Source organism: Ruegeria sp. BG5, assembly GCF_056538425.1.
In genome coordinates this window covers 183,634-202,481 of record NZ_JBQFTC010000006.1, presented here as the reverse complement: position 1 = coordinate 202,481, position 18,848 = coordinate 183,634, and the positions used below count along the sequence as shown (strand labels likewise).

Here is an 18,848-nt window from a genome sequence, read left to right as displayed (position 1 = left end):
TGAGTTTTCCTCTATTCGGATTGGGCATTCAGCTCGTCGTGGTACTCACGAAGGTCATTGGGCCAGGTTGACTTGATAAAAGAAAGAACCGCTAGGATTTCGTCATCGCCGAGCACACTTTCATAGACCGGCATACCGGTTGGGGACGCATTTTCCATCAGTCCGGCCAGGCCAAATTTGGTCAAGGTGAAGAGCGTTTCATCATCGTGGTGCCACGTATGCCCTGTGGCGTCATGCGGCGGTGCTGGTAGCAAACCATCCTCGTCGCGTGTCTGCCAGTTTGGCTGTCCTTCCAGGCGTGCTCCGTGGCAGGCAGCACATTGGTCCGCGTAGATATCTTGGCCAGTTGCGACCAGTTCGGCGTCATCCGGCCTCAATAGACCGACGGCCTTAGAGGGCTGGGCCAGAACGAAAGCTAGGGCGAAACCGGCGAGCGCAAGCCCACCGGTGACCAAGAGTGTTGTGCGCCCTAGCATCAGGTGTGGAACGGCTGTGCGTTGCCAGCGCGGTAGTATACCGTACCGGCTCCAGCCTCTCCCCCAAATGCAATGACGTCGTAACGGGCGGACGGATCGTCGCCCATACCAGGGGAGCCCATTGGCATGCCAGGAACGGCAAGCCCTGTAATGTCAGGCCGATCCTTCAACACGGCTTCCAGTGCTTCGAACGGCACATGGCCTTCAAAGACATAACCATCGGCTTCAATGGTGTGACAGGATGCGAGGTTCAGCGGGATACCCCGCGCTGACTTCTGTGCCTCGGGGTCGGTCAGTTCCTCAACGGTTACGGCGTTGCCACGTGCGCGAGCCAAGTCGGCCCACGCGTGACAACATCCGCAACCTGGTGAACTGAGCACGTGCATTGGGGTGCCTGCACGGACGGGAAGAGCTGTCGCGATGAGAGCAGTTGCAGACATTGTGGTGAATTGACGACGTGTGATCATGTCTGTCGGTCCTTTGATGTGAAATTTGAACGGAATGCGGGCGAGCGCCCGTTGCCATTCAGGCTTTCGGAGGACCGGTGGGAACACCCAGTGCGAGGCCCGAAAAATCGGCTCCAGCGTGCGTCACACCACCCACTGAGATCACCAATGGAGCAATAGGCGAAATCCCCGCCGTGGCGACGAGATCACCAAAACAGGATGTTGAACCCATGCCGCTGGTGGTGTCGCAACAATCCGCAACAGCTTTCTCGGCATTAGCCAACGGATCGTCGTCCGCCATTTGAGCATGATGACCAGAATGATCCGATCCATGGGTCAAGCCATGCTTCACGGACGCTGCGGATGCGCCAGAGAATGCAACAACAAGAAGTATCGACAGGACCAGGCGAAACATACCAAATACCTACTGGGGGCACGTGGTTTTGACAAGTTACGAGGATGGGTCGACGCAAACGATCCTAGTTGCACCCATTATGGGTGCGCCACATCTCTGGATCATGTCCGTCCGGAACAGCGGAACATGGATCACCTGAAAGTCCGGTACAACTGAATTTTGACTGATCTGCGTATTAGTCAGCAACGGCAAGGTCAGCAGAGAGGCGTTTAGCCTAAGGTGTTTCCGGTGATGAAGGTGTACGAACTTTCGACCAGGCCGATGACGACATCCAACTCTTCTGGTGTGGTCGGAGTATAGATCATGACAAAGCCACTCCATCCGGGACGTTGATTGGCCCAAGGGTGTCCTACGGCCCAGCCAGCCTCAATTGCCCGTCGGGCCATTGCGGGGTGCAGCGAAGCGTGCAAGCTGCCATCAGGATGCATATGCGCAAACTCAAACCCACCGACGATAGAGTTCGGTTGAGACATCAACATGTCAGGATCAAGCTGAAAGCCAATCGCGCCAGGTAATGATATGCGTGTTGGGCCAAGTGTGACCCCCGGGAATTGCGCAACACGCTCCAGCAATAGCTTGGCCAAATCGGCATCAATTTCGACACCAATCTGTGTATGGGGTACGCCGCTTGTCGTTTCGGGACTGGGCGAGGTGCGCTCCGGCAAGGAGCGCTCTTGTGCGGATACCATCGGGCACATCAATGCCACCGCTGTCGCGGCAGCCGCCAGTAGTTTCAGGAACACATTCATTTGTTGTCAGCCGGTCAAAAGTTAAGAATGAGCGCTCGGTGCCATATCAGTTCCCTTGCACACATCATTCAGCCTTTAACGCTTCGACATTGATCAAGACTGCTATTTCGTCGCTCACCGCAGGTGCAAACGCCCCAAGTCCGAATTCAGACCGCACGATAGTCGCCGTGGCTGCCAGCCCCAAGGTCGGCGTGCCCTCCTTTTCGCCAAAAGGGTATGGCGCTGATTTGTTAAGCGTTGTTTCCAGAACAACAGGTTTGGTGACGCCATTCATGGTCAGGTCGCCAGAAATATTCGCGGAATTGTCCCCGGTCACTTCAATGCTGGTTGAGGCGAAAGTGACCACGTCATCGTCACTCGCGCTAAAAAAGTCATCGGACATGAAGTGTTGCAAACGGGCATCCCAGCCCGTGATCATGGATTTTATAGGCATAGACACTGTGACAGATGACGCAGACGGATCATCTTCATTGAACTCAATCTCACCGCTAAACCCTGAGAACATTCCAAACGTTTCTGAGAATCCGATGTGGTCGTAGCTGAACAGTACCTGGCTGTGCCCGGGGTCCAGCTCGTACGTACCACTCTCGGACAATGCGGTTGTCGCGACCATCGATAAGAGTACCGCTAGCGGGGTTGCTGCCACTTTGAACATTGATACGCTCCCATTTTGACAAGACGTGTTCGCGGAATTGAGTATTGAGCTTTAGTTTTTGGCTGGCAGTACTTTTAGAACAAAATGTTCTACTGTGCAACAAGATGTTCTATAGGAGGGGTGATTGAAAGAAGATCCTAGGCTGATCGCCACACGGCAGGCCGCGCTTGATGCGGCGCAAAGGATACTGATGGATGAGGGCGTGCTGCACGTAACTCATGGCGCAGTTTCGAAGGCAACTGGCATTTCGCGCAGTACACTTTACAGGCACTGGCCAGATGCGCGCAGTCTGCGTGATGCAGCATTCCGGCGCATCGCAACACCGCCAAACATACCGCCCAAAACCGATGGCCCGCTACGATCTGACCTGCGCTGGTTACTCGGTGTACTGATGGGAGCCTTAAATGACACACCGTGGGGCCAAATCGCGCCTCAGGTGGTCGCTGCTGCGTCCACCGATGCAGAAGCGCGGTTGGTAATCACTGAATTCATGAAAGACAGGTTCGCAAGTGTTGAAGCAGTATTTGCAGCCGCAATAGACCGCGGTGAGATAGCCGCGGATGCACCGGTTGACCAGCTCATAGAACTAGCAATCGCTGCACCCTACTTCCGCAAGCTCATACGTTACGAGGCACTGGACGAAGAATGGTTGGACAGACATGTCGATCTGCTTTGCAGTATCGCGAAAACCAATTCGGGACAGTGACCATTGCCTGACTTTGCAATCAAAGCGACCAGCAACGGACGCGAGAATACGGCAGAGCATCAAATCATGATCAATGGCATGTTCAGCCAGTTCCTAATAGCGGCTGCTCCAAATGGTCTTGGCAAACGTTTGCCATGATTGTCCGCCGAAGATTGCAAAGTCCGCTTTCTGCACATAGCTGCCGGTCGTGAGACACAGTGCTGGTAGCGCAGCGAACGGCAGCTTGGTGGCCAAATTGCGGCCCTGTTTGCAGTGTTCTATGACTCATTCGCATCGCCGCAGCATTGGAAGATTCAACGGCGATTGCAATGAATATGGATGCCGAACTATGATGCCTGCGCACTTTCTGAATGCGGTATCGTTGCTGCAAAATGATCTTCTTGTCGTCGGTTAAACGGTTCTGTCTAAAATCTGCCTAGCAGCGGAGAGTATGGAGTCTTCTGTTGATGACGGTCGCGGCTGATGTTGCGCCTCATCTCCAGCTTGATACTTTCCCGTTCGGAGAAGAATGGCGGCTCCCAATCCTGCTTTCAAAGCGCCCGCGATATCGTTTTCGGCATCATCGCCGACCATTGTGACCTCCGCAGGGTCTCGTTTCATACTGTTGGCGGCGGCGTGGAAAAAGGCAGGTGCGGGTTTGCCGAACAGAAGTGCCTTTGTCCCGCTCGAATACTCGAGCGCCCGAGCAAATGCGCCCGCATCCATGCTGAGTTCGCCATCTGCATCACGAAAGATCCTGTTGGACGCTAAAGCAAGAAAAGGCGCGCCATCTTTGATCAGATGAAAGGCAGCGTTCAGCCTTTCATAGGTGAAGTAGGGACCGGCATCTCCAACTATGACCGCGCAAGGACCTGACCTCCGGCAGGTCGCAAAGTCTTCCTCCAAATCTGGATGGATTAGCAGATGCGGCGCGTATCCGTTCTTTTCAAGCCAGGAACATGCGGCGGCCGCCGGTGTCATGACCTCGCCTGATGATGCGTCTATTCCAAACCCGCGAAGCTTGTCCAAAATCGCACGCTTTGGTCGGCGGGTTGAGTTCGTTAGGAACCGGATCGGTAGACCCGCGTTTCGCAGGCTCGAGACCGCTTCGGCAGCACTCGGCAGCGGTTGGTCACCCTGATACAGAACTCCAGCGATATCGAGCAAAACGCCGCGCGCCATACCAGCCTCGCGCAATCCAAAACAGCTTTTATTGAGGTCAAATTGACCCGCTGATAGTTCACCCTTGACGCCCACTTGGCCATCACATAGGAAGGCGAAACCTTGAGCGGGTATAGCTTAATGGTAAAGCCCCTGCCTTCCAAGCAGGCTATGTCGGTTCGATTCCGTCTACCCGCTCCAGTTGTTTCCCCTTAAATTTCTGCGTCAAATGGCCCTGTCGGACCAGCAATCAACTGGGTCCTGCTTGACCCCGGATGCCGCTGCCGCCAAGAAGCATGGACCCAGCAATGTTCAGGAAACAAGGGCCCCACATGGCAAGACGGACTGAAACCAGTCAACCGACCGCACCGGCACCCGGGGCCAGCGAGGAACGCGCGACCTCCAAGAAAATCGGCGTGCTGCGGGCGCTCTGGCCGTTTATGCGGCCTTACAAGCTGTTGATGCTCGGTGCGACTCTGGCCTTGATTCTGACGGCGAGCATGACGCTGACCCTGCCTTTGGCGGTGCGCCGCGTGGTGGACAATTTCCGCATTCAGGATGGCGAACTGCTGGATTGGTATTTTCTGGCGGCACTGGTTATTGCGGGCATTCTGGCAGTTGGAACAGGTATCCGCTACGCGCTGGTCACACGCCTGGGTGAAAGGGTGGTGGCCGACATTCGTATGGCCGTCTTTGACCGCGTCATCGGCATGAGCCCCGAGTTTTACGAACGCATCATGACTGGCGAAGTGCTCAGCCGGATCACCACCGACACGACTCTGATTCAGTCGGTGCTGGGCTCGTCCGTCTCGATTGCCCTGCGCAATTTGCTGATGTTTGTCGGTGGTCTGGTGCTGATGCTTTTGACCTCGGCCAAGCTGACCGGGCTGGTTCTGTTGCTGATCCCGGTGGTCATTGTTCCAATCCTGGTTCTGGGCCGCCGCTTACGGGCAATCAGCCGCGAGAATCAGGACTGGATCGCCGCGTCCTCGGGCAATGCGGGTGAGGCCTTGGGCGCGGTCCAGACAGTTCAGGCCTTCACCCACGAACAGGCCAGCCGCGCGCAGTTCGATCAGATGACCGAGACATCCTATGTCGTCTCACTGCGGCGCATTCAGACCCGCGCGGTTCTGACCGTCATCGTCATCTTTCTGGTCTTCTCGGGCATCGTCGGGGTGCTGTGGATGGGGGCCAATGACGTGCGAAACGGGGTCATGACCGAAGGCGTTCTGATCCAGTTCGTGATTTACTCGATCATCATGGCAGGCTCGGTCGCCGCCCTGTCCGAAATCTGGAGCGAACTGCAGCGCGCCGCTGGCGCGACCGAGCGTCTGGTCGAGTTGCTGCATGCCGAAGACACAGTGACCGACCCGGGACAACCCAAATCGCTGCCTTTGCCGGTTCGCGGTGAGATCCGGTTTGAGGACGTAAGCTTCCGCTATCCCGCAAGGCCGGACGTGGTTGCGCTGGACAATCTGTCCTTGCAGGTGAGGCCGGGTGAAACGGTTGCGTTCGTGGGCCCCTCGGGCGCGGGCAAGACTACCGTGATCCAGCTGATCCAACGGTTCTACGATCCGAATGCCGGGCGTGTTCTGATTGATGGCTCTGACCTGCAGGATCTGGATCGGGCAGAGTTTCGGACGCATATGGCGCTGGTGCCGCAGGATCCGGTGATCTTTGCCGCCTCGGCGCGCGAAAACATTCGGTTCGGCCGTCTGGACGCCTCGGATGCCGAGGTCGAGGCTGCCGCGCGGGCCGCTGCCGCGCATGAGTTCATTGCGGCTTTGCCCGAAGGCTATGACAGTTTTGTAGGCGAGCGCGGCGTGATGCTGTCGGGCGGTCAGAAACAGCGCATCGCCATCGCCCGCGCCATCCTGCGCGACGCGCCGGTTCTGCTGCTGGACGAGGCGACCTCGGCCCTGGATGCGGAAAGCGAACGCGCGGTGCAAGGTGCTGTGGACCAGATGCGGGCGGGGCGCACGACGCTGATCGTGGCGCACCGTCTGGCAACCGTGAAAAAGGCAGACCGGATTGTTGTGTTGGAGGCCGGGCGTATCGTTGCGCAGGGCACCCATGACGATCTGGTGGCACAGGATGGCCTGTATGCCCGTCTGGCGCGGCTGCAATTCACCGACGGGGTCGCTGCGGAATGAAGTGACGTACCGAAATTCCCGGTTCCGCCGCAGCGTCATTCTACATTTTGAGCATTTTCGTCGCTAAGCGCTTGCTTGCGTCGGCAAGGTTGTGATCCCATCTTAGGACGGATCATAACCGCGTGTGGCGCGCGGGAGATTATAAGACGGGAGGAGCCACATGGCCTTTGTTGGGCTGGAAGACAAAACGCGTGTTGAACAGGAAATGCCGTGGGAGGATCGTGACCTGCCGGTTACGTTTCATCAATTGCTGTCACGGACAGCCGGGAATTTTCCAAATCACAACGCAGTCAGTTTCCAAATATTTTCAGGCCCCAATGACAAGGCCGAAACGCTGACGTGGTCGGACCTTCTGGGACAAGTCAATCAGGCGGCGAACCTGTTCCGCTCGCTTGGAGTTGGGGAAAAGGATGTGGTGGCTTATGTGCTGCCCAACTGTAACGAGACCCTTGTGACCATGATGGGCGGTGCCGTAGCGGGGATCGTGAACCCGATCAACCCACTGCTGGAGCCCGAGCAAATCGCAGCGATTCTGCGTGAGACGGGTGCCAAGGTCGTCGTGACGCTGAAGTCATTCCCGAAAACGGATGTGGCGCAAAAGGTGGAAGAGGCCGTTCGACACGCGCCCAAGGTCAATACCATCCTGGAAATCGACCTGAACCGCTATCTGGCTCCGCCCAAATCGTGGATTGTTCCTCTGTTGCGTCCGAAGATGGGCGACAAGGAAAAGCTGGCCCATGCGGATTACAAGAACTTCAACAAAGAGCTGGCCAAACAACCCAAGACGCTGACCTTCGAGGATAGCAAGGAAGACCGCGTCGCTTGTTATTTCCACACCGGCGGTACGACAGGTATGCCCAAGGTGGCACAGCACAAGTATTCCGGCCTCGTCTACAATGGCTGGCTGGGTCATACGCTGCTGTTCGACGAAACTGACGTCATCATGTGCCCGCTGCCCATGTTCCACGTCTTTGCCGTCCACGTCATCATGATGGCGGCGGTGTCATCTGGCGCTCATGTGATCTTCCCGACACCGCAAGGGTATCGTGGCGATGGCGTATTCGACAATTTCTGGAAACTGATCGAACGCTGGAAGGTCAGCTTCATCATCACGGTGCCGACGGCAATCTCGGCCAAGATGCAGCGCCCGGTAGATGCGGATATTTCCACAGTCAAAACCGCCTTCTCGGGTTCGGCGCCGCTGCCGGTTGAACTGTTCCGCCGGTTCGAGGAAGCCACCGGCGTTACCATCGTGGAAGGCTATGGCCTGACCGAAGCCACCTGTCTGGTGTCCTGTAACCCCGTGGATGGCGAGAAAAAGATCGGCTCGATCGGTATCCCGTTCCCGTACACGGATGTCAAAATCCTGCAGGACGGCCCCGATGGACCCAAGGAATGTGCAGCGGATGAGATCGGAGAAATCTGTATTTCAAACCCGGGCGTCTTTGCGGGCAACACCTATACCGAAGCCGATAAGAACGTGAACCTGTACCACTATGACAAATACTTGCGTACAGGCGATCTGGGTCGTTTTGACGAGGACGGTTATCTGTGGATTACCGGTCGTGCCAAGGATCTGATCATCCGCGGCGGTCACAATATCGACCCGGCCGAGATCGAAGAGGCGCTGCTGGGTCACGAAGCCGTTGCCTTTGCCGGTGCCATTGGCCAACCCGATGCGCATGCGGGCGAAGTGCCTTGCGCCTTTGTCGAACTGGTCGAGGGGGCCTCGGTCACCGAAGAGGCCTTGATGGAGTTCTGCAAGGTGCATGTCCACGAACGCGCTGCACAGCCCAAGCATATGACCATCCTTTCGGAACTGCCCAAAACCGCCGTCGGCAAGGTGTTCAAGCCTGATCTGCGCAAACATGCCATTACCCGGATCTACAACGGTGCGTTGGAAACGGCAGGCGTCGATGCGCGCGTGGTCTCGGTCATTGACGATAAGAAACGCGGCCTTGTCGCGCAGCTTGACGCGAACGGCGCGTCAGAGGACGATGTCAGCAAAGTGCTGGGGTCGTTCACCCGGCCGTGGGAGTGGGCTGCCTGACCGGGAGGGAACATGGATTATGAACGTCTGATCGATGAGGAAACTTGGGCGTTCATAAGACGCACGGCGGAAAGCTATCCTGACGACGCGGTGGATCTGTCGATTGAGGATCAGCGCCGGGTTTATGACACGATGTGTCAGGACTTTCGCCAGCCCCGCCCAAAGGGTGTTGAAACACAGGACAGGCGCGCCGATGGCGTGCCTGTTCGCATTTATACTGCCGGAGATCCCACCCGGACTGTGGTCTATTTCCACGGCGGCGGGTTTGTTGTTGGCGGGCTGGACAGTCATGACGACGTCTGCGCCGAGATCTGCGCACAGACAGGGTATCGAATCGTGGCGGTGGATTATCGCCTTTGCCCCGAACATGTGCACCCGGCGCAGTTTCAGGATTGCCTGACTGCGGTGAACTGGGCCGTGTCGGAATTCGGTGACCCTATGGTTCTGGCTGGTGACAGTGCAGGCGGCAATCTGGCCGCTGCGGTCGCCCATCACCTTCGGGGGCAGGGGGCGGAAATACTCGGCCAGGTCCTGATCTATCCGGGTCTGGGCGGGGATAACTCGAAGGGTTCGTATGTCGAACACGCTCACGCGCCGCTTTTGACCCGCGACGAGATTCTGTTTTACGAGAATGTCCGCTGTGGCGGCCCCGCCCCGCACGACGATCCGACCTACGCGCCGCTTCACGACAGTGATTTCTCGGGCCTGCCACCGACCGTTGTTGTCACTGCAGATTGCGACCCGCTGCGCGACGATGGTTCGACCTATTGCGAACGTATCTCTGCCGCCGGCGGGCAGGCGCACTGGATCAACGAGGCGGGCCTGGTCCACGGATACCTGCGCGCCCGAACCTCGGTCAAACGCGCGGCGGACAGTTTTGAGCGCATCTCTGTCGCGATCGAGGCTTTGGGTCAGCGCATCTGGTCCTACGACTAAAGCCCAAGATCACGTCAGGAACGGTTTCCCCTTCATGGTGTCCGCAATCGGGGCGCCCATACGGTTCAGGATCGTGGGCGCCAGTTGCACCTGCTCGATTACCGCGTCCGCGTCGGGTCCGGTTGCATCCCCGAAATAATACAGCGCAGTTTCCTGCTGCAATGGCCCACGCCCGCCGTGGTGGCCGCGTTCATCCTGACCATGATCGGCGGTTACGATGACGTCATAGCCCAATTGCCGCCAACGCGGGATGAAGGGGGCAAGCATTTCATCCGCGACAAAGCAGGCGTGGTCCATTTCCTCGCAATCATGGAAGAAGCGGTGGCCCATACTGTCCAGCGTGCAGGTGTGCAGAATGCCGTAATCCAACCCAAAGCGCAGGCACAGGTTGGTCAGGGTCGCATACAGATCGACATCTGACGGGGTCATCTGATTGGCGCTGCCATAGCCGGTCATGGTGTGGAACCGACCGTGGTTGATGGTCATGCTGTCCGGCTCGTCATATTCAACATCGCGGACATAATCGAACGGGTGGCGGTTGAAGAATTGCGACCAATAGCTGTGGGTCACGGCTCCGGTCACGCCACCGGCTTCGCGGACCTGACTGAACACGTCCTTATGGCTCAGGCGAAAGACGTTGCCGTTGCCGGTACAGCCATGTTCCTGCGGCGTCACACCGGTGTGGATCGAGGCATAGCAACTGGCCGAGGTCGAAGGCAGCACGGCGCGCAGTTTCCAGACCTTTGCCTCGCCACTGTCGACCCAGCCTTCCAGATTGCCGAACAGACGACGGAAGTTGCGCCAGGGAACACCGTCCAGAATGATGAGAAGGAGTTTGCGGTCCATGTCAGGCGTCCTTTGCTACTGTTGATGCCTGTTTGACGCGCCGGGCCGCGCCGGGCAATGCGAAAAACGACATGTTGCCGGTCGAAGGCGCGTTGAAGCCGATGCCGCGATTGTGAGGTCGCCTGACCGCGCGAACGCATATGCTTCTGACCAGGCGAAAACACTCGGGTCGAACCATGGCTAAGGTCTCAAAACGAAAAAAGGCGCAGATCGAGAAGGCGAAAACCGCTGCGGCACAGGGCGCGTCGCGTCGCGATGTTCTGAGGCTGGCGCGCAATGGTGCAATCGCTGCGGCAGTTGTGGGCGGCGGTGGGTTTTTCACGATACGATCCGTCCGGGCAATGCAGGCCGAGCATGACCTGACGCGGGTCGGGCAGGGCAACCCGGTCGTGGTGCAGGTGCACGACCCGCAATGTTCGACCTGTACCGCGCTACAGCGGGAAACCCGCAAGGCGATGAAGCAGTTCGGGGAATGCGATCTGATCTATCTGGTCGCGGATATCAGCCAGCAGGACGGCGCCAGATTCGCTAATCAATACGGCGTGCCCCATGTGACCCTGTTGCTGTTCGATGGCGAAGGCGGGCTGCGCCAAACCTTGCAGGGGATGCGTTACCGGGATGAACTGAGGCAGGTTCTGACCCGACACCAACAACGCTATGGCCAGAAGGCATAGCCCAAAGGAAAACCGGCGGGCCATCGACCCGCCGGTTTCTTTTTGAAGCCCCGGATCAGTTCCCGGCGCTTTCCATCTTGCGATGGGCGACAACCTCTTCCAGCCAGCCCAGATGCATCTCGGGCACCGAGCTGAGCAGCAGGTCGGTATAGTCGTCAAACGGCGGGCTCAGCACCTGTGATTTCGGGCCATAGCGGACCACACGCCCCTGATACATCACCGCAATGCTGTCGCTGATCGCCCGGACCGTCGCCAGATCGTGGGTGATGAACAGATAGGCCACATTCTCGATCTTCTGCAGGTCGAGCAGCAGTTTCAAAATGCCATCCGCCACCAGCGGATCCAGCGCCGAGGTGACCTCATCACAGATGATCATCTTCGGTTTGGCCGCCAGCGACCGCGCAATACAGACACGCTGTTTCTGACCACCGGACAGTTCTGCCGGATAGCGGTCGATGAACTTTTCGCCCAGCTCGATTTCGTCCAGCAACTCGATGATCCGCTTGCGCTTTTCCGCGCCACGCATGCCAAAGTAGAACTCCAGCGGGCGGCCGATGATCGTGCCAACGGTCTGACGCGGGTTCATCGCCACGTCGGCCATCTGATAGATCATCTGCAACTCGCGCAGATCCTCGCGGGTGCGGCCCTTGAGGTCGGACGACAGCTTGCGACCGGCAAAGGTGATCTCACCATCGCGTGGCGGCAGCAGGCCGGTGATCACCCGCGCCAGTGTGGACTTGCCCGAACCGGATTCGCCCACAACCGCCAGCGTCTGCCCCGGATGCAGCTCGACATTGACGTTGTGCAGCACGTCGAAATTCAGCCCCTTGTAGCGCGCGGTGATGCCGTCGACGGTCAGCACCGGATCCGGCGTGGGCTGTTTCTCTTCATGCTCAATCGAACGGACCGAGACCAGAGCCTGCGTGTATTCTTCCTTGGGGTTGTTGATGATCTGGTCGGTGTCGCCGTATTCGACCGTATTGCCCATCCGCAAAACCATGATGTCATCGCTGACCTGCGCCACGACCGCCAGATCGTGCGTGATATACAGCGCGGCAACGCCGGTATCGGCAATGGCTTCCTTGATGGCCATCAGAACGTCGATCTGGGTGGTCACGTCCAGCGCGGTGGTGGGTTCGTCGAACACCACCAGATCAGGCTCGGGGCACAGCGCCAGCGCGGTCATGCAACGCTGTAGCTGACCGCCTGAGACCTGGTGCGGATACCGATCCCCGATATTGTCCGGATCGGGCAGGCCCAGCTTGGCGAACAATTCACGCGCCCGGCCTTCGGCAACTTTGCGGCTGAATTTCTTCTGCTCGACCGCTGCTTCAACCACCTGATCCATGATCTTTTTGGCCGGATTGAAGGACGCGGCGGCGGATTGGGACACATAAGTGACCTCACCCCCGCGCAGTTTGCGAATATCGCCATGGGACGTTTTCAGAATGTCACGTCCGTTGACCCAGACCTCACCGCCGGTGATCTTCACGCCACCCCGGCCATAGGCCATCGAGGCAAGACCGATGGTGGATTTGCCGGCCCCGGATTCGCCGATCAACCCCAGCACCTTGCCGCGTTCGAGGTCGAAATCGACCCCGTGCACGATTTCGATATCATGAGGCTTTTCGCCCGGCGGGTACACCGTCGCGCCAATCTTCAGCCCGCGGACTTTGAGAAGCGGTTCACTCATCCCCGGCCTCCTTTCAGCGATGTGGTGCGGTTCAGGACCCAGTCAGCCACAAGGTTGACCGAGATTGCCAGCGTCGCGATAGCGACAGCGGGATAAAGCGCCGCGCCGATGCCATAGACGATGCCGTCCTTGTTTTCCTTCACGATGCCGCCCCAATCCGCCAGCGGCGGTTGGACGCCCAGCCCCAGGAAGGACAGGGTCGATACAAACAGAACCATGAAGATGAAACGCAGGCCCAGTTCAGCCACCAGCGGAGACAATGCGTTGGGCAGGATCTCCCGGAAGATGACCCAGACCTGGCCTTCACCTCGCAGACGCGCGGCCTCGACATAGTCCATCACGGCGATATCCACCGCGACAGCGCGGGCCAAACGATAGACGCGGGTCGCGTCCAGCAGGCCCATGACGATGATCAGAACCGGAATGGTGACCGGCACCATGGCCAGAACCACCAGCGCGAAGATCAGCGACGGGATCGACATGATCAGGTCAACGGTACGCGACATGACCTGATCGGCCCAGCCCCCCAGCACAGCGGCCAGAAAGCCCAGAACCGAGCCGGTCACAAAGCTTAGGATCGTTGCCGCCGTGGCGATAAAGATCGTCGTGCGCCCGCCATAGATCATACGGCTGAGAAGATCGCGGCCAATGTTGTCGGTGCCCAGCCAGAACTCTTTGCTGGAGGGCTCCCACACGTCGCCGACCACTTCGGCCATGCCGTAGGGGGCCAGCAGGGGCGCGAACAGGGCGATGATGAAATACAGGACTGTGAAACCCAGCCCGATCATTGCAGAGATAGGGATGTTCTTCATTTCGGATGCCTCAGCCTTGGGTTGGCCAGAATGGCAACGATGTCTGCAATCATGTTCAGTCCGATATAGATGGCCGCAAAGATCACCCCACAGGCCAGAACGACCGGCACGTCACGCTTTGTCACATGGTCCACCAGATACTGGCCCATGCCGGGATAGACGAACACCACCTCGACCACGACGACGCCAACGACCAGATAGGCCAGATTCAGCATCACCACGTTCACAATCGGCGCAACGGCGTTGGGGAAGGCGTGACGGTAGATGACCTGAAAGTTGCTCAGGCCTTTCAGTTCGGCGGTTTCCACATAGGCAGACTGCATCACGTTCAGGATGGCGGCGCGGGTCATGCGCATCATATGCGCCAGCACCACGAGGGTCAGAACGATGACCGGCAACGCGATCGAGTTCAGCTTTTGCCCAAGGGACATGCTGTCGTTGATCATCGCCAGAGGCGAGAACATACCCAGTTTCACGGCCACGAAATAGACCAGCACATAGCCGATCAGGAACTCGGGGATCGAAATCGTCGTCAGGGTGACGGCCGAAATCATCTTGTCGGGCCAGCGGTTCCGGTACCGAACAGCCAGAAGGCCAAGGAAAATGGCAAGCGGCACCGAGATAATCGCGGCCCAGAACGCCAGGAACAGAGTGTTGCTCAACCGGCTGCCGACGGATTCGGCAATATCAAGCTTGTTTGTCAGGGATTGGCCCAGGTCACCTTGTACGATGCCACCCAGCCATTCGAAATAACGTGTCAGGGCCGGACGGTTGAGGCCCATTTCCTCGCGCAGGTTCGCCAGCGCCTCGGGGGTTGCGGATTGGCCGAGAACCGCTTGCGCAGCGTCCCCGGGAAGGGCTTCAGTGAGGCCGAAGATCAGAGCCGATGCACCGAAGAGAAGCAGGAGTCCCAGCGCAAGGCGCTGGGAAACCAGTTTGATGATGGGATGCATTATCCGGGGTCCGTTTTATGCGAACCACAATTTGCGCGAAACCTGACCGTTCATCAGCTCGCCGTTCGGGTCGGTTTCCCATCCATCCAGCGTATTGCTGGAGGCATCGACAAAGTTGTTGAACATCGGGCAGATCAATCCGCCTTCGTCACGCACCATCATACCCATCTGGCTGTACAGGCCCTTGCGCTTGTCAGCGTCCAGCTCGGCCCGTGCGGCAAACAGCAGATCGTCGAACGCCTGTACCTTGAATCGCGTGTCGTTCCAGTCTGCGGTCGACAGATAGGCGGTGGCATACATCTGGTCCTGAACCGGACGACCACCCCAGTACGAGGCGCAGAAGGGCTGCACGTTCCAGACCTCGGACCAGTAGCCGTCATTGGGTTCACGCTTGATCTCAAGCGGGATACCGGCCTGTGCAGCGGTTTGCTGGAACAGCGATGCGGCGTCCACGGCACCGGGGAAGGCCCCATCCGCAACGCGCAGAACAATGGGTGAGCCGTCATGGCCGGACTTCTTATAGTGCTCTGCCGCTTTCTCGACGCTGAACTCGCGCTGGGCGATTGTTTCATCGAACAAAGGATACGCCGCATTGACCGGCATGTCGTTCCCGACAGAGCCATAGCCACGCAGAACCTTGTCGACCAGTTCTTCACGGTTGATCGCGTATTTCAGCGCGGTGCGCAACTCGTTGCTGTCAAACGGGGCCGTGTCGCAGTGCATGATGAACACATAATGACCGCGGCCCGGTGTCGACTGGACCGTGATGTTTGGCGCGCGGCCCAGCAAGTCGGCAACCTTCGGCTCGATCCGGTTTGCAAGCTGAACCTGTCCACCCTGAAGCGCAGCAGTCCGTGCAGTCGCATCATTGATCACAACGTTTTCGACGCTGTCAAAATGGGCGTCGTCATTCCAGTAGTTGGCAAACTTGGTGAACAGGTGGCGCACGCCGGGTTCGTCGACTTCAACCTGGTATGGACCTGTGCCGATACCGGCGGCTGGGTTGTCCATGCCTCCATCGGGCTGAATCACAAGGTGATAGTCCGACAACAGATAGGGAAGGTCGGCGTTTGCTTCGGTCAGAGTAACCTGAAAGTTGTCGCCATCGGCCTTCATAGATTCGATGCCCTTCATGATGCCGAGGGCACCGGATTTCGAATCTTCGTTCGAATGGCGTTCCATGGTCTTCAGAACATCTTCGCTGGTCATGGTCTTGCCGTTATGAAACTCGACCCCCTGACGCAGCTTGAATGTCCAGACCTTGGCATCCGCGCTGCCTTCGACGCTTTCGGCCAGACGTGACTCGATCGTGCCGTCGGGTGCAACTTCGACCAGCGTGTCCCCAAAGTGACGCCCGTTCATGTACGGAACCGAGCTTGCATAGGTTGCCGGGTCCAGCGAGTTGGTGGACTCGCCGCCCTGAAGACCCAGTTTCAGATCGCCGCCTTTTTTCGGGCCTGCCGCCCGTGCAGCATCCGCGAACATTGTGCTGGCCATTGCCGCCGACACACCCAAGGCCGCAGCTTTCCCCATGAATTCGCGGCGCGTGAGTTTGCCCGCAGTGACCTGGCTGGCCATGTGCGTGAGTTGTTCGTTCATTTAGTGTATCTCCCTGTTGAGTGATGTGTGCCCCTGAGGGGCTTATTATTGACGCATGAGTCAACGTTGGCGTATTTCCGGCGACCGGGCAAGTTTTATTGTTCCGCGTGCATTGATGTCAGACGCAATCATATTTCCTGACCGCGGGCTGGCAGAGTTTCGTTTCGGCGGTGCTATCCGTAGTTCATGAAACAAAAGTGACGGGCTGATCCCGAAAGGTAGCATACAAAGCGTCAGTTCAGCCTCGGATTGCGACAATCAGGTCCATCACATTGGTACCTGTCGGCCCGGTCACCAGCAAAGCGTCCGCCTGTTCAAGGAATGTGCCGCTGTCTGCGGCATTCAGCGCCTGCGCGGCCCCCTCTGCCCAGGTTGCACCTGTGATGACACCCCCGGCGGCGTTCGTCGGGCCATCGGTTCCGTCCGTTCCGCCCACGACAACCACCAGATCTTCGAGGCCCGAGATCTCTTTTGCCAGCGCAAGCGCAAGGGCCTGATTGCGCCCGCCACGACCCGGAGAGTCCGGCAGAACAACCGTCGGCTCGCCACCAAAGACCATTGCGCCGGGTCCCATATCCCGCAGGCTCTGCCCGACATAGGTCGCAACCGCCAGATAGTCATCGTGAAGCGCTTCTTCATTGGCATGAACTTGCAGACCGGCTGCCTGCGCGCCCTTGGCTGCGGCGTCGCGGGCATGTGCATTGGACGCGATGATCCGGGTGCTGGCATCAAAGTCATATGTCTGGGGCAGCGAGCCGATACCGGATCCGATGACGTTCAGATCGTCCCCCGGCACGTCCGAGATCGCCAATACCGTGGCCTTGCCGCCCTTGAAATGCGACAACAGCCCACCGCATTTGACTCGCGACAGTTTGCGCCGTTCGGCATTCATAGCGGTGATGTCCAGCCCTTCGGCCAACAACTGACGGTTCAGGGCTGCAAGGTCCTGCAAGGATTTACCGGGCACAAGATCCTCGGCCAGCGAGGAGGCGCCGCCTGACACCAGAAGCAACAGATGCGATCGCGCTGCCATCTGCTCCACCGCTTCCCGCAGGGCGCGGCCCCCGTTCAGGCTGCGTTGATCGGGCACGGGATGAGAGGCCTCGATCACCTCAACCCCATCCGGCAGATCGCGCCCGTGATCGTCCTTGGTTACCACAAGGGTTGGAACATCCCCGAACTGATCCAAGGCTGCCCGCGCCATGGCGGCGGCGGGTTTGCCCACAGCCAGGATGCGGTCGGGTCGGGGAACACCGGGCAGAGCCGCTTTTGTCGCCGTGTACCCATCAACCGCCGCCACACCAGCCCGCCAGAATTCGATTGCTTGTTCGGTACGCGTCATCAGTTTTCCATCCAGATCGTCACCGGCCCGTCATTGACCAGTTCAACAGCCATATCCGCCCCGAATTGCCCCGTTTCCACCGGGATACCATGCGCGGCGAGGTCTTTGGCAAAGGCTTCATACAAGCGTTCCCCGACATCCGGCGGGGCCGCCGTGGAAAAGCCGGGGCGGTTGCCGCTTGTGGTATCAGCCGCCAGCGTGAATTGACTGACCACCAGGGCCGATCCGCCACTATCGACCACCGAGCGGTTCATCTTGCCCGCTTCATCCTTGAAGATACGCAGCCGGGCTATCTTTGCGGCCAGTTTCGCGGCCTGACCTTCGTCATCTCCCTGCACGGCGCAGACAAGGATCATCAGGCCGGGGCCGGACTGCCCGATAACAGACCCATCCACCGAGACCCTGGCATGTGAGATACGTTGTATGACTGCGCGCAAAGCTCTCCCCTTCGGTATTTTTACCTGCCGGTTTAGCCGCGCCAGTCGACAATGTCACCCAATGCGGCCCGGTCGGTGCGAAAACTGTTCGCCGGGTGATCGGCATCGGCATAGCCGAACGAGATCGCGCACAGGATCAACCGATCATCAGGAATATCGAAATACTTGTGCAGGAAGGGGCTGTAGGCTGCGACTGCCGCTTGCGGGATGCTTGCAACCCCAAGCGCCTGCGCGGCCAGCGTGAACGCGGTGACGAACCCGCCGCTGTCCATTGCACCATAAGGCCCAAGTTCGGCCGAGCTGGACAGGATCGCGCAATGGGGGGCACCGAACAGGGCATAGTTTTCCATCATCTGTCGCGCCGATCCCGCCCGGTCGCCATGTTCGACGCCAACGGCTGCGTACAAGGCCCAGCCGCAGGCGCGCCGTCGATCCTGATAGACGCCTGAATAAGAACTGGGGAAAGCAAGGTCCGGAGCAGGCGTTCCGGTTTCGACTTCATCTCGCAGCGCGCGGCGGAACCGATCCGTTTCCTCTCCGCTTGTGATCACCAACTGCCAGGGCTGCGCATTGCACCAGCTGGGCACTTGTGAGGCACTGGCAACGATCTGCTCGATATCCTTTTGCGGCACCGGGTCCGGGCGAAATGCCCGGCACGAATATCGATCCGTCAACAATGTGTTCAACGCGGATAATGTCACGGCGATCCTCTCCTTCCCGGCAATCGCGCCGAAGATGACCGCCGCCATCAGGATGTGCAAGGGGC

General features: G+C 58.6%; 19 protein-coding genes and 1 tRNA gene. 6 read left to right on the top strand and 14 right to left on the bottom strand.

The genetic code is table 11. The annotated features are described in order from the left end of the window. Positions 1-11 precede the first annotated feature (11 nt). The 5 genes from ACR0KX_RS17425 to ACR0KX_RS17405 form a co-directional block, all read right to left on the bottom strand. Positions 12-476: a c-type cytochrome gene (locus tag ACR0KX_RS17425; RefSeq protein ID WP_480708637.1), complete on the bottom strand. Its 465-nt coding sequence runs from the start codon at positions 474-476 to the stop codon at positions 12-14. After that, on the bottom strand, positions 476-811 hold the full coding sequence (locus ACR0KX_RS17420) for a DUF411 domain-containing protein (protein ID WP_480708636.1): 336 nt from the start codon (positions 809-811) through the stop codon (positions 476-478). Before ACR0KX_RS17420 ends, ACR0KX_RS17425 begins: the two co-directional genes overlap by 1 nt. A 190-nt stretch (positions 812-1,001) precedes the next feature. Further along, entirely contained in the window at positions 1,002-1,337 is a 336-nt protein-coding gene (locus tag ACR0KX_RS17415; protein ID WP_170451089.1) for a hypothetical protein, read from the bottom strand. Between the two features lie 209 nt (positions 1,338-1,546). Beyond that, a complete protein-coding gene (locus ACR0KX_RS17410; protein WP_170624435.1) occupies positions 1,547-2,086 on the bottom strand; it encodes a luciferase domain-containing protein in 540 nt (179 codons plus the stop codon). Between the two features lie 64 nt (positions 2,087-2,150). Next, positions 2,151-2,741: a YceI family protein gene (locus ACR0KX_RS17405; RefSeq protein ID WP_170624433.1), complete on the bottom strand. Its 591-nt coding sequence runs from the start codon at positions 2,739-2,741 to the stop codon at positions 2,151-2,153. 124 nt (positions 2,742-2,865) lie between these two features. Between ACR0KX_RS17405 and ACR0KX_RS17400 the strand changes: the two genes are divergently transcribed. Continuing rightward, the gene (locus ACR0KX_RS17400; RefSeq protein ID WP_170624431.1) at positions 2,866-3,447 is read left to right on the top strand and encodes a TetR/AcrR family transcriptional regulator; all 582 of its coding nucleotides are present in this window, start codon (positions 2,866-2,868) and stop codon (positions 3,445-3,447) included. 390 nt (positions 3,448-3,837) lie between these two features. On the opposite strand, the gene ACR0KX_RS17395 is transcribed toward ACR0KX_RS17400, so the two are convergent. Next, on the bottom strand, positions 3,838-4,608 hold the full coding sequence (locus tag ACR0KX_RS17395; protein WP_170624430.1) for a TIGR01458 family HAD-type hydrolase: 771 nt from the start codon (positions 4,606-4,608) through the stop codon (positions 3,838-3,840). Between the two features lie 106 nt (positions 4,609-4,714). On the opposite strand from ACR0KX_RS17395, the gene ACR0KX_RS17390 reads away from it, so the two are divergent. From ACR0KX_RS17390 to ACR0KX_RS17375, 4 genes are all read left to right on the top strand, one after another. Continuing rightward, positions 4,715-4,788 (top strand) — tRNA-Gly (locus tag ACR0KX_RS17390). Between the two features lie 131 nt (positions 4,789-4,919). Beyond that, positions 4,920-6,740 carry an ABC transporter transmembrane domain-containing protein gene (locus tag ACR0KX_RS17385; RefSeq protein ID WP_170624428.1) on the top strand — a complete coding sequence of 607 codons (1,821 nt, stop codon included), beginning with the start codon at positions 4,920-4,922 and terminating at the stop codon, positions 6,738-6,740. A gap of 160 nt (positions 6,741-6,900) precedes the next feature. Further along, positions 6,901-8,790: an acyl-CoA synthetase gene (locus ACR0KX_RS17380; protein WP_480708635.1), complete on the top strand. Its 1,890-nt coding sequence runs from the start codon at positions 6,901-6,903 to the stop codon at positions 8,788-8,790. Positions 8,791-8,802: 12 nt separating this feature from the next. Then, on the top strand, positions 8,803-9,726 hold the full coding sequence (locus tag ACR0KX_RS17375; RefSeq protein ID WP_170455012.1) for an alpha/beta hydrolase: 924 nt from the start codon (positions 8,803-8,805) through the stop codon (positions 9,724-9,726). Between the two features lie 9 nt (positions 9,727-9,735). Here the strand turns inward: ACR0KX_RS17375 and ACR0KX_RS17370 are convergent, their stop codons facing one another. Then, a complete protein-coding gene (locus ACR0KX_RS17370) occupies positions 9,736-10,572 on the bottom strand; it encodes an alkaline phosphatase family protein (protein ID WP_170455009.1) in 837 nt (278 codons plus the stop codon). Positions 10,573-10,748: 176 nt separating this feature from the next. Here ACR0KX_RS17370 and ACR0KX_RS17365 point away from each other — a divergent pair, with 176 nt between their 5' ends. After that, positions 10,749-11,246, top strand: a complete 498-nt coding sequence (locus ACR0KX_RS17365) for a thioredoxin domain-containing protein (RefSeq protein WP_170624422.1) — start codon at positions 10,749-10,751, stop codon at positions 11,244-11,246. A gap of 55 nt (positions 11,247-11,301) precedes the next feature. Here the strand turns inward: ACR0KX_RS17365 and ACR0KX_RS17360 are convergent, their stop codons facing one another. The 7 genes from ACR0KX_RS17360 to ACR0KX_RS17330 form a co-directional block, all read right to left on the bottom strand. Next, positions 11,302-12,939 carry an ABC transporter ATP-binding protein gene (locus ACR0KX_RS17360; RefSeq protein WP_170624420.1) on the bottom strand — a complete coding sequence of 546 codons (1,638 nt, stop codon included), beginning with the start codon at positions 12,937-12,939 and terminating at the stop codon, positions 11,302-11,304. Then, the gene (locus ACR0KX_RS17355; RefSeq protein WP_170455004.1) at positions 12,936-13,751 is read right to left on the bottom strand and encodes an ABC transporter permease; all 816 of its coding nucleotides are present in this window, start codon (positions 13,749-13,751) and stop codon (positions 12,936-12,938) included. Before ACR0KX_RS17355 ends, ACR0KX_RS17360 begins: the two co-directional genes overlap by 4 nt. Then, positions 13,748-14,704: an ABC transporter permease gene (locus tag ACR0KX_RS17350; protein WP_170519884.1), complete on the bottom strand. Its 957-nt coding sequence runs from the start codon at positions 14,702-14,704 to the stop codon at positions 13,748-13,750. The genes ACR0KX_RS17355 and ACR0KX_RS17350 overlap by 4 nt, the downstream gene beginning before the upstream one ends. Before the next feature lie 15 nt (positions 14,705-14,719). After that, positions 14,720-16,303 (bottom strand): ABC transporter substrate-binding protein, encoded by a 1,584-nt coding sequence (locus ACR0KX_RS17345; protein WP_170455000.1) that lies wholly within the window; start codon positions 16,301-16,303, stop codon positions 14,720-14,722. Positions 16,304-16,541: 238 nt separating this feature from the next. Further along, on the bottom strand, positions 16,542-17,645 hold the full coding sequence (locus ACR0KX_RS17340; RefSeq protein ID WP_480708634.1) for a glycerate kinase type-2 family protein: 1,104 nt from the start codon (positions 17,643-17,645) through the stop codon (positions 16,542-16,544). Then, complete coding sequence (gene dtd / locus ACR0KX_RS17335; RefSeq protein ID WP_170519891.1) at positions 17,645-18,082, bottom strand: D-aminoacyl-tRNA deacylase; 438 nt, start codon at positions 18,080-18,082, stop codon at positions 17,645-17,647. Before dtd ends, ACR0KX_RS17340 begins: the two co-directional genes overlap by 1 nt. Positions 18,083-18,114: 32 nt before the next feature. Further along, positions 18,115-18,831, bottom strand: a complete 717-nt coding sequence (locus tag ACR0KX_RS17330; RefSeq protein WP_480708633.1) for a nitroreductase — start codon at positions 18,829-18,831, stop codon at positions 18,115-18,117. Positions 18,832-18,848 lie beyond the last annotated feature (17 nt).